General features: G+C 41.0%; 14 protein-coding genes. 1 reads left to right on the top strand and 13 read right to left on the bottom strand.

Features of this window, described 5'->3' with window-relative positions; translation table 11 throughout:
* Nucleotides 1-156: 156 nt before the first annotated feature.
* The 11 genes from waaF to HC643_RS07655 form a co-directional block, all read right to left on the bottom strand.
* On the bottom strand, nt 157-1293 hold the full coding sequence (gene waaF, locus HC643_RS07705) for a lipopolysaccharide heptosyltransferase II (RefSeq protein ID WP_050046307.1): 1137 nt from the start codon (nt 1291-1293) through the stop codon (nt 157-159).
* A 163-nt stretch (nt 1294-1456) separates the two neighbouring features.
* Nucleotides 1457-2992: a D-glycero-beta-D-manno-heptose 1-phosphate adenylyltransferase gene (gene rfaE2, locus HC643_RS07700; protein WP_050046308.1), complete on the bottom strand. Its 1536-nt coding sequence runs from the start codon at nt 2990-2992 to the stop codon at nt 1457-1459.
* A complete protein-coding gene (locus tag HC643_RS07695; protein WP_038087477.1) occupies nt 2989-3609 on the bottom strand; it encodes a D-glycero-alpha-D-manno-heptose-1,7-bisphosphate 7-phosphatase in 621 nt (206 codons plus the stop codon). Before HC643_RS07695 ends, rfaE2 begins: the two co-directional genes overlap by 4 nt.
* Nucleotides 3610-3696: 87 nt before the next feature.
* Complete coding sequence (locus HC643_RS07690) at nt 3697-4422, bottom strand: SDR family oxidoreductase (RefSeq protein ID WP_038087474.1); 726 nt, start codon at nt 4420-4422, stop codon at nt 3697-3699.
* Between the two features lie 12 nt (nt 4423-4434).
* Entirely contained in the window at nt 4435-6366 is a 1932-nt protein-coding gene (locus tag HC643_RS07685; RefSeq protein ID WP_038087473.1) for a glycosyltransferase, read from the bottom strand.
* Nucleotides 6367-6436: 70 nt separating this feature from the next.
* Nucleotides 6437-7393 (bottom strand): glycosyltransferase, encoded by a 957-nt coding sequence (locus HC643_RS07680; RefSeq protein WP_038087469.1) that lies wholly within the window; start codon nt 7391-7393, stop codon nt 6437-6439.
* A gap of 13 nt (nt 7394-7406) precedes the next feature.
* Entirely contained in the window at nt 7407-7820 is a 414-nt protein-coding gene (locus HC643_RS07675; RefSeq protein WP_050046309.1) for a glycosyltransferase family 9 protein, read from the bottom strand.
* Complete coding sequence (locus HC643_RS07670; RefSeq protein ID WP_038087467.1) at nt 7807-8862, bottom strand: glycosyltransferase family 9 protein; 1056 nt, start codon at nt 8860-8862, stop codon at nt 7807-7809. Before HC643_RS07670 ends, HC643_RS07675 begins: the two co-directional genes overlap by 14 nt.
* Nucleotides 8863-9297: 435 nt before the next feature.
* Nucleotides 9298-10002, bottom strand: a complete 705-nt coding sequence (locus HC643_RS07665) for a sugar transferase (RefSeq protein ID WP_038087463.1) — start codon at nt 10000-10002, stop codon at nt 9298-9300.
* A 5-nt stretch (nt 10003-10007) separates the two neighbouring features.
* Entirely contained in the window at nt 10008-10355 is a 348-nt protein-coding gene (locus HC643_RS07660; protein ID WP_038087461.1) for an STAS domain-containing protein, read from the bottom strand.
* A 179-nt stretch (nt 10356-10534) separates the two neighbouring features.
* The gene (locus HC643_RS07655; RefSeq protein WP_050046310.1) at nt 10535-11317 is read right to left on the bottom strand and encodes a WecB/TagA/CpsF family glycosyltransferase; all 783 of its coding nucleotides are present in this window, start codon (nt 11315-11317) and stop codon (nt 10535-10537) included.
* A gap of 860 nt (nt 11318-12177) precedes the next feature.
* Between HC643_RS07655 and HC643_RS07650 the strand changes: the two genes are divergently transcribed.
* A complete protein-coding gene (locus HC643_RS07650; protein WP_237265849.1) occupies nt 12178-12480 on the top strand; it encodes a hypothetical protein in 303 nt (100 codons plus the stop codon).
* On the opposite strand, the gene HC643_RS07645 is transcribed toward HC643_RS07650, so the two are convergent.
* Nucleotides 12477-13157 (bottom strand): response regulator, encoded by a 681-nt coding sequence (locus HC643_RS07645; protein WP_038087451.1) that lies wholly within the window; start codon nt 13155-13157, stop codon nt 12477-12479. The genes HC643_RS07650 and HC643_RS07645 overlap by 4 nt on opposite strands.
* Nucleotides 13158-13222: 65 nt before the next feature.
* Nucleotides 13223-14692, bottom strand: coding sequence for an ATP-binding protein (locus HC643_RS07640; protein ID WP_237265848.1), 1470 nt, complete (start codon nt 14690-14692; stop codon nt 13223-13225).
* Nucleotides 14693-15883 lie beyond the last annotated feature (1191 nt).

The raw sequence follows: 15883 nt of genomic DNA, 5'->3' as shown, positions 1-15883 counted from the left end.
TCTCGTTAGATTAAATTGGAAACCTAATTCTGATATGAGTCCGCGTAGGCGGACTTCGTTTATATAGGCGCGATTTCCAATCGCCTTGATTATTCTCTCCTTAGAGTCATAGAAGAGCAATAAGAAATTTTGGGATATTTTTTCTTGAGAAGTCCTTTAATCAATAGCAGTGAGTGCCTTTTCTATAAGTGAATCAGTTTTCTCAATCCCTGTTGCACTTTCCCAAGTCTCGCTTAACAGTTCGCGGGCTGCACTGACAACAGACTCTGGAGTCACCAGACTCAAGCAATTCTGATGGCCCTCAGGACAAATGCTTTTGTAGCAATTTTTACAAGGGACATCATGAAAAAGAACGCGATTTGGAACACCCCAAGGAGTATGTTGGGGATTGGTTAGAGCATACAAATCCACAACTGGTGTACCAACAGCTGCGGCAATGTGAACTGGACCAGTATTATTAGAAATAAGTAAAGGAGTCAGTGATAGCAGTGCTGCTAGTTCGGTTAAGTCAAGACGACCTACTAGGGAAGCCATGTTGCTGACAGATGCTATTGCCATGATGTCTTCAACGAGTTCTTGTTCTGGTTGCGTACCCGTAAATATAACCGGGATGTTGAAGTCACGAACTAGACTCCTGGCGACAAGAGCAAACCGATCGGGTGCATAACGTCTGGAAGCAGCTGTTGCACCGGGATGAATGACTACCCAAGGATGTTCTCGATCGATACCAAGTTGTTGTAGGATTTTCTCGACAGTGGCTAAAGCCTTGTTTGGAACTCCTAAAGACATTCTCTCATCGTCTGTATGACAATTAATTGTAGCTACTAAGTCAAGTTGACGGCGAACCTCATGACGCAAAAAACGTTCTGGTTCTGGATCTTTTACCCAATCTGTTAAGAGTTGGTATGGGTTCTCATGACAATGTGCCAATCGTAGGGGTATATCTGCTAGATAACATAGAAATGCCGAGGGAAGGGGATTTTGACTGTAAACTGTAAAAATGATTGCACCGTCAAATTGAAGGTTTCGCAGGTAGTCCGCCATATCATATTCGGGACGGCTATTTTGTCGGGGTGCTGTTGCTTTTAGCCAAGGTGCATCATAGACAATGACATCATCTATTTCTGGCACAAGTGAAGCAGTGGTTGCACCTGCGGAGGATGTTAGCAGTGTAATCCGACGATTGGGATGCGATCGTTTGAGAGCACGAATTGCTGGTGTAGTCATCAATACATCACCAATGGTGTCGAGTCTAATGCAGAGAATATTTTTGGCAGAGTTCCAGGAAGTCATTGGTTGCTGGTTCGTGATTAGTTATGAGTGGTTAGTTGTTGGTCGTTAGTTATTGGTTGTTAATTGGAGAGATGATTTATAACAGTAAACATTAAGAAGAGGTAGGTTGGGTTGAAGAACGAAACCCAACAATTTGATTCAATTGTGCTGCACCTGTACGCGGTTAATGGTTTTGTATAATTTTTTTTATGATTTCTGTGGTTGAACGATTCTCTAGGAATGGTAAGAGTTTGACAACACCACCGAATTGTTGTATAACAGGTGCTTCTGGTAGTGTTTCTATTGTGTAATCACCACCTTTGACATAAATGTCAGGTTGCACTAATCGAATTAAGTTGATAGGCGTGTCCTCATTAAAAGCAATCAGATAATCAACACAAGCCAGCCCACCTAAAACTTGGATACGGTCTTCTAACGAATTGATAGGACGGGTTTCTCCTTTGATCCGGCGGATGCTGTTATCTGAATTAACTCCAATTATCAAAATATCTCCTAATGCTTTAGCACGGTTGAGATAAGAAACGTGTCCAGCATGAAGAATGTCGAAGCAACCATTGGTGAAAACTATTTTGTATCCCGCTTTGCGGTAGTCGGCGATAACGGTAATGAGTTGGTTGGTGTCTGTTATGTTTTTTTGGAGAGTGGGGGAGGAGGAGAGGGGGAGAGCAGGAGAGGGGGAGTGGGGGGGAGTGGGGGAAGACGAAGATAGAAACAGCCGGAGTTCTTCAATAGAACAGGTGGTGGTTCCTTCTTTTCTCACAACGATTGCTGCAGCACTTGCGGCAAAATCAGCAGCCAATGGTGTTGCTGCACCAGATGCTAGGGCTAGGGTTAAAGCACTTATATAAGTATCTCCTGCGCCTGCGGTGCGGGATTGGTTGGTGGGTTGAGTGTATGTACGGTGCGGCGGGGAGTCACCCTGAAAGACGATCGCACCTTCTGTGTCTAGCGTGACAGCAACTATTTTTGCACCTGTTATATCAAGAAGTTTCTCGCCGTATGGTGTAATTTGTTCTGCACGTGAGATTTCTTGATTTTGGATGGGGATGTAAGGGGGAATTTTCAGTAATTGTGTTGTCTGTTCGTAGTTTGGTTTGACTGCTGTTACTTTAAGATGTCGGTAAACAGTGAGGTTTTTGGAATCAACAACGAGAATCCGGGGATGTTGCTGTTGCAGTTGCGCGATCGCATCAATGACTTTTGCTGTTAAAATTCCATAACCGTAATCGGAGATGATAACAGCATGACATTGTGGAAAGACAAGTTGTAATTTTGCAATCAGTGCTTGTTCTGTATCGCCATCAATAGCGTTTGTCGTTCCCGTATCTATTCTCAGGAGTATTTGTGATGCTGCGATCGCTCGTTGCTTGGCAAGTGTTTGCCTACCTGGATGAACGATGAGGTCTGTCGTTGAAACACCCTGTTCTAAGAGCGATCGCTTTAATTGTAAACCTTCTGAGTCGTCACCAATAACTGACAGAAATGTCACTTGTCCGCCAAAACTGGTAATATTAACAGCTGTATTGGCTGCACCACCAGGAACGTAGACGCGATTTTTAACAGTTACAACTGGAACTGGAGCTTCCGGGCAAAGACGATCGCTAAATCCTTCTAAATAGCCATCAAGCATGGCTTCACCAATGACAATGACATGAAGGTTGGGGGTTGTATCCAGCAACTTTAGCAGGTCAGGCTTCACCTAAAAACCTCCGTGAGTGATGATTCCTTGGGCAATTCTCCCCTATATTCAGAATGACTATCTACAGAAAAGATTGCTTGTGCGGCTTCTGCAAGGTCACTGACAATGAAATCTGGAGTTCGCAAGGGAGACAACTCCCATTCTGTCTCATTTCCATTGTTAATTAATATCGTTTTGCAACCCGCACGGTGTCCGGCTTCTACATCATTGAGAATATCACCAATAAACCACGATGCGTGTAGATCGATATTGCGATCGCGTGCTGCACGTAATAACATTCCAGGTGCGGGCTTGCGACAATCACAAGCAATGGCAAATTCTGAAACCACGCCATCCGGGTGATGGGGACAGTAGTAAAAGCCCGATAAATTGATACCAAACTCACCAAAAAGGTTACGCAAATGTTCCTCCACACCCACAAGAGCAGATTCCTGGAAATATCTGCGTGCTACACCTGACTGATTGGTTATAACAATCAACTCATACCCTAACTCATTCAGAAGCCGTAGTCCCTCAATCGCACCTGGCGCTAGTTTAATATACTTTGGATCGACATTATAAGGTACATCCTCAATCAGAGTCCCATCCTTATCCAAAAATACTGTTTTATTAAGCATAAAGCATGGAGCATAGGGATTTGAGCATAAGTCGTTAGTTAGCAGATAGTTGTTTGCCACTAACGACTAACCACTAACGATTAACCATTATGGCCAAGAACTTTCAGCCATTGGTAGAACCATCATTTCTGGAATGACAGTTCCTTCGGGGGTGGACAGTAAAAACCGGATAGTCGCAGCAACATTCTTGGGATTTTGTAGCTTGCTGACATCTATATCTGGAAATCTATCGAGTAAAAATGGCGTTTCCATTCCACCTGCAACCAAAGCTGTCACCTTAATATTGTAAGGACGAGCCTCTACGTGCAACGCATGACTGAAACCTAATAGCCCCCATTTACTGGCATGGTATGCTGAAGCATTGGGCCAAGCACGCTTTGCTGCAGTAGAAGAAATGTTGATAATGTGACCGCTTCCTTGTTCTTTCATAACTGGCAAAGCAAATTTTGACATAATGAAAGGAGCGCGTAAGTTCACTGCAAGAATTCTATCCCAATCCTTAACGGAAAGTTCTTCTATAGAGACGGTCACATCTGTACCTGCGTTGTTAATTAAAGCATCCAAGCGTCCGTATTGGGAAACAATTTTGTGAATCGCAGTCTCTACTTGTTCCTCATTTGTCACGTCTAGTACTAATGGCTGTGCTTGAAAGCCATTAGCCTGAATTTCTCCACTGACTTTATTTGCTAGGTCATCTCGAATATCGGCAACAACAACGCTAGCACCTGCTGAAGACAATGTCTGGGATGTTGCTTCTCCAAGTCCGCGTCCGCCTCCTGTCACTAAAACGACTTTGCCTTGTAGTTCTTGCATAATTCTGACTCCTTAAATTGTTAAAGCTTGATGATTTGCGAGCCGTAACTCATTATTGGGAATTCGGCATTGAGGATTCATGCTTTCCCCTGTCGCGAGTCCCCTACTTTCTACTAACTCACACAAAATATGGAGAACAATATGTTGTACTTCTTGGATACGTTGAGTATCAGTTGCCGGTACAACAACTGCTGAATCTGCGATCGCTAATACTTCCCCACCATCGCCACCTAAAAGAGCAATTGTGTTGATGCGAAGGTGACGGGCAGTTTTGAATGCTTCAATGATATTACGCGATCGCCCACTCGTACTGATCCCGAGTAATAAATCTCCTGGTTGAGCAAATGCTTCTACCTGTCTGGCAAAAACGTGCTCGTATCCGACATCGTTAGCCCAAGCCGTTAAAAAAGCTGTATCTGCTGTCAGCGCCATAACTGGCAATCCCGACCGTTTTGAGCAGCGTAATTTACCAACAAACTCTGCAGCAAAATGTTGAGCATCGGCTGCGCTTCCTCCATTACCACAAACCAGCACTTTACCGCCTAAAGAAAAGCAAGAAAAGAGCAATTCTGCGGCTTCTTGAATTGCACTTTTCAAGGTGTGTCTGGATTTTTCCATCACCGCAATCGCTGCTGTAAAACTTTCATCAATGAGGGAACCTGAGGAAGGAGCAGGAGAAGAAATAATTGTTCTTTGCTTGTGACGCAAAACTTTTTCGTATAGGGTGGCAATAGAGTTTGTCACTTTCTTCCAAGTAAAGTAGCGAGCAACACGATCTCTCCCTTGAGAGCCCAAGCGATCGCGTATTTCTGGATTTTTGAGCAAATAAGCAATTTTCTCTGCAATTGTATCTGGATCGTTTGGCGGTACAAGAAACCCTGTTTCAGAATCTTTGACTGTGAATTTGATTCCTCCAACGTTAGAACCAATCACGGGAGTTCCACAAGCCATAGCTTCTAAAGGTGTAATACCAAATGGTTCATACCAAGGTGTTGTGACAAAGACATCTGATGCACAATAATAATATTTAAGTATTTCGCGATTGCGACGCCCGACGAATGTCACTTGCGACTCAACACCCTCTTCAAGAGCAACAGCTTGCAATCGATTGATTTCTGGTGTAGTGCGGGGGTCTGGTTCTTCTGACTCACCTCCTACAATCAACAGTCGTGCTGGAATCTGATACTGCTGCAAAACACGTCCAAAAGCTCGGATGACTGTATCTACTCCTTTACGAGGGACTAAACGCCCTAACTGAAGAATGAGATTTTCATCGGGAGAAAAGTCTAGCTTTTCACGAGCAGATATTTTATTGACTGGCGAAAACTCTGCTGCATCAAAGCCGCAAGGAATAATAGTGATATTCTCTTTTTTGGCACAGTAAAGTTTTCGCAAGTCTTCTTCATCCTGAGGACACTCAGCAATGATATGATCTGCTTCTTTCACAATGCGGTCTTCAATGGTAAAGCGAGCGTCCGGAAATTCGTCTGCATCACCTTGCCAAAAACGGCGGACTCGACCTAGTGCATGGAAAGTTACAACAAAAGGAATACCCAAAATGCGCTTAATTTCTGCTGCAACCAATGCTGACATCCAGAAGTTAGCATGTATCAAATCGTACTTATATTTATTTCCATAAGAACTATTTTGACAAAAATTCAAAACGTATGTTGTAAATTCCTCCATATACGGCAGCATATCTTCTTTTCGCACGTATATAGCAGGACCTGCAGGAACATTAATAATCCGAACACCATTCATCCATTCTATAATTTCTGGTAATTCGTGACTGTCCCGTCTGGTAAAAACGTCTACTTTATAACCTGATGCAGCTAAATGTTTAGCTATTTGTCCTACATATACGTTTTGACCGCCGCTATCTGCACCTCCAAAAGTACCAAGAGGTGAAGCATGCTCGCTAATTAAGGCAATGAATTTAGTCATTGGTTATTAATCACCGATTCCTGTAAAATCTTTGTATTTCGTTCGTAGTTGCAATGCATATAGAGCGTAACTACAAACTTGTGATTATTTCTGCTGACCTACTTAATTTAAAAACTTTGTCCCAGTCCCGAACAAATCTCTTAATATTAAAGCGTTGTTGTGCTGTTTCTCTCGCTCCTTGGCTCAGTTTTTGCGCCTGTGTTCTGTTATCTAAAAGATGCTTCATTTGATGAATTAGCTTTTCTACATCAGTGCTGATGTAACCAGAAACTCCGTTTTCTACAACTGTTGTCATTTCTGTGGTTGCTAACCCAATAATTGGCAATCCCACCATCATTGCTTCACAGACAGCAAGCCCCAAGCTAGTGTAGCGAATGGGATTAAAAAAGAAGCGGTAGCGCGAAGCAAATGCTGGTAGTTGATGGTGCGGTATCTCACCAAGTCCATCCAGTTTTTCTGCACCCATACCAACTAAATCTAGAGGGATTTCTTGGCGAACGCGTTCAAAGACATCGACACCCAAACGACGACCGCGCGATCGCAATCCATTGACAACGACTAATCCCCGTTCTAATTCACCCGTGTAACAAACATCATCCGGTATAGTTACCCCATGTTCAATGATACAAGTAGGCGTTTGACCGCTATCCCACATCAGTTGGTTAAAGTGAGTTACATGAACCAGTAAAACATTTGGATCGTTTACAATATGGCGGGTATCTGTTGGGTGTTCTCGTGGGGGATCGTGTTCCAAATAAATTTTTGGAAGTTGTCGTTGTGACTCGGAGAGTATTTCGTATTGGTCTTCGAGGTAGTTTTTGCGTGATTGAAACAAAATACAGTCTATTTTAAGATTTTTGACTTCCGAAGCAGGTATATCATGAACGTTATCTGACCAAGGTAAGCCTCCAAGACGACCACCATATCCTTCTGGGCGATCGGGTTTGACGGGTAAATAAAACTCATGGGAACTTTGAGTTAGGTAGTACAGATAACTACCATGCACGTGCCAAGTTAAAATACGCATAAAAAATTACGAATTATGAATTATGAATTATGCATTTAGAAAGAACGCTACCACCAAATTCTTGGGAGCGACCAATACGTATTGGAATTCCTGCTAAATAGCAAATATAAGCTAAAGAATAGGGTGACTCTCCTAGCTCTGTACAAATGACAGCAGCATCAAACCTGCGCTGGCTAAGTTTAGAAATGAGAGCTAATTCATGTTCGGGGTTGACGAACTTTGTGCCGATTTCTTCATGAATAAATACCTCATCTACCCAAGAGGAATATGAATTTATTTTGTGTGAAGACTCTATCAAAGTGATAAATGAATTGGGTTGCAATTGACGTAAGCTTTTTAGTGTTGGAAGAATTTGTGTTTGATTGTGGTTGCTCCCTGTATGTATAACAAGAATATTCTGTACGGTCTGCCAGTTATCTAGTAGCATTTAAGACTCCCTTGGGCAATAGTTCGTCTACTTGAGCCATAACCGTTTCGAGAGTAGGGAGTGGGGAGTGGAGCGTTGGAGATAAAGAAGAGGCTATGAGAATACGATGGCGATCGCGATTGAGTGGAGCCCAACGATTGGGATCTGAGTTGGAGAAAATGACAACACTCTTAACTTGCAAAGCTGCTGCTAAATGAGAGACACCAGTATCGTTACAAACTAATAAAGCTGCTTGACTTAAAAGGGCTGCCATTGCACCCAAGCTGGTGTGCCCTGCCAAATCAATTGGTTTGGTCTGCATCATTCCTGCAATTGACTGTGTTAAACTTGTCTCGGGTGGCGTACCCGTCAATACAACCTGAAAACCACGCGCAGCAATGGCATCGCCAATAGCTGCAAACAATTCTTTTGACCAGCGTCTTTCTGGTACGCTTGCACCTGGATGAATGCAGACATAATCACCTTTTTTCAGGGCTTGGGTAGCCTCTATTTGCTGTAAAGCTGAAAAATCTTCTTGCTGTAGAGGAAACTCTAAATTGTCTCCCTGCAATGGAATTCCCAAATATTCCATTAAACACAGATGACGCCATACCTCTGGTTGGTCTGTAGGGTAAGGCAAAAAATAATTAGGGTCCGGACAGTATTGTCCGGGCTGGTAAAAACCAGCATTCATGCGAGCACCCAGTAAGACCGTGAAGGAATTGCTAACAATACCGCTACCGTGCATTTGCAATGCCAAGTCAAAGTCTTGCTGCTGCACGTTAGCAAAAAACTGCGGTATTTTGTGAACTGGCGGTACAACTTCCGGAATTCCAGGATAACCGGGAAATTCCAAAAAATCATCTAGGTAATGGCTGAACCGCTTGACAAAGTTTTGCGCCCATACAAGACCAATTAAGGTAATTTTAGCCTGTGGGAAAGCAAATCTTATTGCTCTCATAGCAGGTACAGCACATAGTAAATCACCCAAGCCGGGAAGCGATCGCACGATGGCTATTTGAGCAATGGGTAAATGCTTGCTAAGGCGATTTTCTTGTAACACGCATATACCTCCTGGGCGACTAATATAAACATACTCTGCCGCACATTACAGTTCATTGGGCATATGACCAAAGAATTTTTTGCTTTGTACAATCGCAATTGTGCAAATGCACAAAAAGAAAAGACGAATAAGAGCAAAGGTTATACATGACGTTACCTATGCTCCTATTTACATAGAATATAAATTTATTTTTACTTCTTTATGGGGATGCTTTCTCCTCTAAGTTTATCACTTATCGCTTGAGTTGTTAGAGGATGTTTTAAAAGTAGTAGCTGAGGTATTCAAAACTTCAAATCCTCCTAAATTCCCCTTAAAGAAGGTGGCTTTAAGAGTACTTGCTTTTTAAGGGGGGCGAGGGAGAAAAGTACTTACCCCCCAATTTATCGGGGGGCGAGGGGGGATCTTAATACAAGGGTAAACTTTACAAACATCCTCTTAATATGCACCACTTTTCTGAAAAACAATCTTGAGAGTTTTCAAAATTAAACCAAGATCGTAGGCGATCGACCACTGTTGTTGGTAGTTTAAATCCATGCGAACAATATCTTCAAAATCTTTAATACTGGAACGTCCATTAGCTTGCCATTCACCAGTCATTCCAGGTTTGACGTTTAACCTTTGCCAGTGATGCATTGAGTAGTGCATCACTTCATCGGGAGTGGGAGGACGAGTTCCAACTAGGCTCATTTCTCCTAAGAGCACATTCCAGAATTGAGGGAGTTCATCCAAGCTAGTACGACGGAGAAATGCTCCTACGCGGGTAATGCGCGGATCGTTTGCATTCTTAAAAATGTAATGACCTTTAACTTCGTTATGAACGAGATGTTTTAATTCTTCGGCTCTTACAACCATGGAACGGAATTTCCAGATTTTGAAGGAACGACCATTTAAGCCACAGCGAATTTGACTGTAGAAGATAGGACCGGGATTATCTAGCTGAATGGCTATAGCAATGGGAATTGCCAAAACTGCGGTAATGCTCAGACCAACAATGGCACCTAAAATGTCAATAAAGCGTTTTGCTTTGCTTGATACAGAATGATGAACGGAAAGCTCAGCAAATCCTGTTATGTTTGTCAGTTTTAGAACTGATGTCTGAATGTTTGTCTGAATGTCGTGAGAAGTGGAGAGATTAGACATGATCGTTACAGTGTTGTTGGGCTAGCGTTAACCGTAGTCTTAATAGCGTCGTAATTTTCAAAAATTTCAAACTGTGAATCTAGTTGAGTGAGCTCAAAAATCATCCGAATAGCTGGTTGCAAGTTGCAAATGACAAGGCGACAGCCTTGAGCACGTGTAGTAGAAAGCCCATCTACTAAAGCGCCCAATCCAGAACTATCCATAAAGTCTACTTGGGCTAAATCAATGACCCAAAGATGGTAGGGCTGAGGGGCTAAGCTAGCAAGTTTTTCTCGCAAAATTTCACCTTGATGCAAATTTAAGCATCCTTGAGGCTGAAGTACATTGATTTGATATTCTTGTGTGAAGGTCATAAACTGCGCTATTAATTGCACTTCAAGGCGTTTGTAGAGATAAGCAAAGGCGTTTTACGTGGTGGAATGCAGCCAAGTTCAGCTAAAACACATTTAGGTTGCAAAAACAATTTTTAAAACTTTTGTGGTGTAGGCGTTCCGCCCATCCAAATTATGCAATTTAAATGTGAAGCAGTTGGCTATGATTTTGCCGATAATTTTGGTTTTGTCTGTTGTTCGTTTTGAGACCGGGTAAAAGCATAGCGCAGTAGTAAACTTAAGAAAATAAAGTTGCCTATGAAGTAACGCCGCCACAAGCGATTCGGTTCCATGGCTACTCGCCACAACCACTCCATACCGATCGCACGGATGGAAGAGGGGGCGCGGGTTACGCGTTCTGCTACAAAATCAAACAGCCCTCCTACACCCATACAAGTGATACCAGGCAGTTGATTGGCATACCGATCTATCCAAATTTCTTGTAGGGGTACGCCCATTGCTACTAATAATAAGTGCGGTCTTGCAAATCGAATAGCCTCTAAAACTTGTTGCGTTTCATTTTCTGGGAAGTAGCCATCTTGCGTTCCTGCGATCGCTAATCCGGGAAAAGCTGTCTTTAAATTGGTGGCTGCGTCTTGTGCAACACCGGGTTTGGCACCTAAAAGGTAAATTGATAAACCTTTTGCTGCACCATTCTTGCATAAAGCTGGAACTAAGTCAGTGCCATTGAGGTTGTGAACTAAAGGTGTACCTAACAAAGAACTACCCCAGCGAACTCCACTCCCATCTGCTAGCAATAAGTCACTGCGTTCTAATGCTAACGCTAATGCTGAGTTGTTTACAGCGGTTACCATTGTGTGAGCATTAGCATAATATACGCGACCACCCTGTCGCTTTAATAAGCGTGTTAATAACAACTCAATTGCTTCTTCTGAGGACATACAGTCAAAACGGGTGTTAAGAAAACTAACTTTGTTGACCATGGAGTGTTAAGTGTCTGGACAATAAGGGACAGGAACCGGGGATCGGGAACGAGATTGTTTCCGCTTGGTTATTAAGAGGAGAAGGCAGAAGGGATAAAACTTTTTACCCATTCTGCTATGTACAAGTACTTAAGGGATTGAACATCTACTAAGTCTTACTACAGTTTCATACTTAAAGCACAATCAAAAATACTATCTGTTGGCTAGTTCAAGCCTGATGTATAGGCTATCCTCATAGAGAAATAAAATTATCTACATAGCTATCCGTCTGGCTGTAGCGTTAATCAAATTTAAGCTTCATAATAAATTTCTATAGCGATAAGCTTTAAATGACACATTTGATGTTTTAGGCGTTTAAAAGCATGGATGTTTAGTAAAATTACGATCGATTGAGAGCTAAAAATCTCAATAAATTTTTAGCTCTGACAGCTATATTTTTGACTGCAAAGTTTAGAGCTTTAGTATGAAGAAAAATTTAGAGATTGCGTACTGTACAAATAGAAGAAAATATGCATTAACTAAACAGCCATTTTAATAAGTTTTTGTTTAAAAAAGTTTACCAAATCTTTCCTGGATTCTCACGGTTCATATGTATCTTAAAAATGAAAGTTATGATTGAGACAAAATAATGCGTCTTAAAACAGTTCAAACCAAAAAATTAACTCGATTCACATCATGTTTTTTTTGACAATACGTAAGTGGTAAAAGTTTAAATTACATTATTTCTTTGTAAGAATTTAATTGATTTTTTAGAATATGAATATTAAGTTATTAACAGACAAGTCAATATGCTAGATGACATTGTGAAGTACAAAAGGTAATCTGTATGTAGAATATTCTCCGTTAGAAGTGTATTTGTGATGGAAAGACATCGAATTATGGTTATTGGCAGTCATGTTGCTACCGTACAACGTGTTAGCACTTACTGCTTGCAACAGAATGCAGAAGTGTTCCCCTATTATGGTATTCCGATGAATGAAGAAATAACTCTGTTTGCACCTCATATCTTGGTCTTCTGTCTACCGATAAATGAAGCCTTGGAGCATCACAGTTTACTTCAGCCTTGCATTTTTTGGTCGGAACAGCCCAAGAATGAGGATTTACCATCAGTTAACACGCCTACAGAACTTTATACTCGGCTACAAGAGGTTCTTCAACTTTAAATTAATCCTTCACGCACGGCTAAGGCTGCTGCTTGAACGCGATCGTCTACACTTAATTTGTTAAGAATCATGCGAACGTAAGATTTGACGGTTCCCAGTGAAAGGTAGAGTTCGGCAGCAATTTCTTGGTTGGAGTATCCTTTGGCAATCAACTTCAAAATCTCGCGCTCGCGATTGCTTAAAATAGGTGGCGAATTCACTTCAGATGCAGGAATCTCTGGAGATGCAACATTAGGCTTGAGCATTCGACCAACCTTTTGCGCTATTTCAGGAGCTAAATATGCTCCCCCCTGCATTATCAATTGAATGACAGCAACGAGTTGTTCCCATTCAATACTCTTCAAGCAGTAACCATCTGCACCTGCTGCTAGCATTCCCATTACCTGAGTATCGCTATCAAATGCACTCAAGGCAAGAATGCGAATGGCAGAACGATCGCTTTTTATTTGCTGCGTAGCTGTAATTCCATCCATAACTGGTAGATCGATGTCCATCAAAACGACATCTGGCTGTAATCGTGCGGCTAATTCAATAGCTTCTGCTCCATCGCCTGCTTCTCCAACTACACTAAAGCCAGATTCTAATGAAAATTGACCTTTCATACCTCGCCGTATCAAAGCATGATCGTCAACTAGTAAAATTCGTACTGTTTTGTTTTCACTACTTTCAGCAATCATTCTGTCTCCTTAATGACATCTCCAAAAAATGAAGATAAAAGCCATATAAAATTAGAGCCGCTACGTTATGTCTGGAGATGTGTCAGTTTACGCTCTTGACACTCATCCCGAGCAATGGAAACAGGGAGTGTAAACCAGAAAGTACTTCCCACTCCGAGAGTACTTTTGACACCAATATTGCCTCCATGAGCCTCAACAATTTGACGGCACAAATACAGACCAAGCCCTGCTTTTCCACATCGCCCCCGTCCTTGAGTAAAGCGGTGAAACAGCCGCTCTTGTTCCTGTGGTGCAATTCCCGGTCCGGGATCGCTCACGGAAATTAGAACTCTGTTTTGACCAAGAGATGCTACTTCAAGGACAATTTCTTTGTTTGGGTTGCTGACTCGTATAGCGTTGTCAAGCAAATTTTGCAGAACCCGTCGTATTTCTACCTCATCACCATAAACAGTTGGCAGAGATGGCGCAATTTTATGGGTAAGAGCAAACTCACGTTTGGAAGTCGCTTTGACTTGAGCCATAACTTTCGCAAAAACCCTTTTCCAATCAAGAGGATCGTGGTTTAGATAAGCGCCACGGGCAGTTTCATAACGAGAAACGTCTAAAATTGTTTCCACTAGCTTAAGGAGATCTTCATTGCTTTGATAGTATTCTTCAAAAATTTCTCTCCAAGTGCAATTTATAGACCCAAACGCCCCTTTTAGCATACTTTGTATCGTGTTGCGGGTAGCCAGTAAAGGGGTACGGATATCGTGGGATAGAGCACAGATCAAGTCTTCAAGCTGTTGGTTGCGTGTTTCGATGTGTTGTTGTCTTTGCCGAGTCTCACTCGCCACTTCATTGAGAACTCCAGCCAACTGACCAATTTCATCAGAGGATGAATAACCCACTAAAGGTTCCATCTGACCTTTCTGCCACACTTTGCCTATTTGAGTTAACTCACGCAAGGGTACTTTAACGCGTTGATGTAAAAACAGGAAGTTCAAAACTGCTCCTACCAACAGCGTTATTAAAAGGATGATATTTACAGAGCTGTTTACATGATAGAGTTGTTGCAACTGATACTTGCGTTGGTGTAAAAGATTATCCTCGCGATCGATAAAAATTAAGATTTCAGTATGCAACAATTGAAATAAACTCTCTTTGCTAGATGGATAATCAATGGTCGAAAGAGAAAACACCCTTTTAGCTAAAGGGCTTTTCCATCGCTCATAGAGATATTTGATGTGATTCAGTTGCTGAAGTTGATCGGGATTGTCTTTGACCAGATCGTATAAGTGGCTAAAGCTCCTGTGAAAAGTAATTTCTTCGTTAATGTCAATCTCCAGAGCAGCTTTTTCTTCATCTAGAACAGCATTTAGAAGGCGTTCTCCTTCTCTCTCTACTACAAGACTATTGGTCACCCAACTGACTGCTTCTTGAGTGAGGTTTTCCGTCCACATTAGCAAGCTTTGTTGTCCTACTATAAGTAGAAATAGTACGATAAAACTAGCATAAAGGGGCGTAAATAAATGATTTTTCAAAGTAGATGACACACGCAAATTCCGTGAATTCACAACTAACACAATAGTTACTCTTTTTGCTTCTATGTAAGTAATACCAAAACAGGAACCCGTATATTGTAACAGATTTAACTTCTTTGTTTTGGAAGATTTCTGCTATTACTAGTTTTTCGGACTTAGATACCCCACAACAATTATTGACATAAAAATATAAAACTCCTTTTTTCAATCTCTAACTGTGACAGTAGCTCAATCAAAGCAAACTAGATGGATCTATCAAAACACACACTCATTTATGAAAATTAATAAATGAGTTATTTGATAGTACGATCCAAGTCATATAACAAAGGCTTTTCATAAAAATTTACTTGATATTTGATTTCTTGTTTTGAGCCCAGAGAGGTAATTCGTCTCACTTGTTTTGACCCAATTATATGACTTATGAAATATAGGAAATGATTCTTATTAATTAGAGTTCATTGAAGTGCTTATAATTATATATCAACAAAAATTAAAGTATTCATTATTTGATTTTAAATACTAATTTTACCTGCTTTTCCTACTTTTATTACTGTTAGCTAGTAATCTTGATAATCAAAATTGAATTTTCTAAATAGATTTATTTTTACAGTTGTATAAAATGTTGAATTTTATCCCAAAAATACTTTATATAACGATTATGAGTTTCTAAAAACGCTTGGTAAACTTTTCAGAAAAAATGAGCTTAAAAAAGATTGAAAAAGTTTAACCACAAAGTTTAATCAAAAATCAGGTTTTTAGCTTGTGATTGTTGAGAATTTGTTCACCGATCGCCAAAATGCCATCGTATCTTTTTATGTCATACAGCGCTCTATCCCTTACCGAGCAAAGTTTTTTCAGAGTGTTTGTCACTCCCCCAGATATCTATCAAAAACAAGAGTTTGTTTTTGATATTGGTAGTCGTAATAATTATTGGCAACTTGTCTTTGGTTGCTCAAATTTATATAAAGATACTCTTTTTCATTCATCATCATGCTCCTGTCAAAACGGTTCTCTATTAAATTTCCTACCTTTTTGACTATTTTTTCAGCTTCTTCATATTATTTTGATAAAATCTAACCAAAAAATAGATTACCTTATATGCTCGAGTACGTAAACCCTCACACTATAAGTTTTTTATCCCATAGATGAGGGCTGTTAGTTATTAAGATCTATGACTTTACCTACTTTTCCTACTCATACCGA

The organism is Tolypothrix bouteillei VB521301 (assembly GCF_000760695.4).
In the GTDB taxonomy this organism is placed as follows: domain Bacteria; phylum Cyanobacteriota; class Cyanobacteriia; order Cyanobacteriales; family Nostocaceae; genus Scytonema; species Scytonema bouteillei_A.
This window is presented reverse-complemented; position numbering and strand designations above follow the sequence as displayed.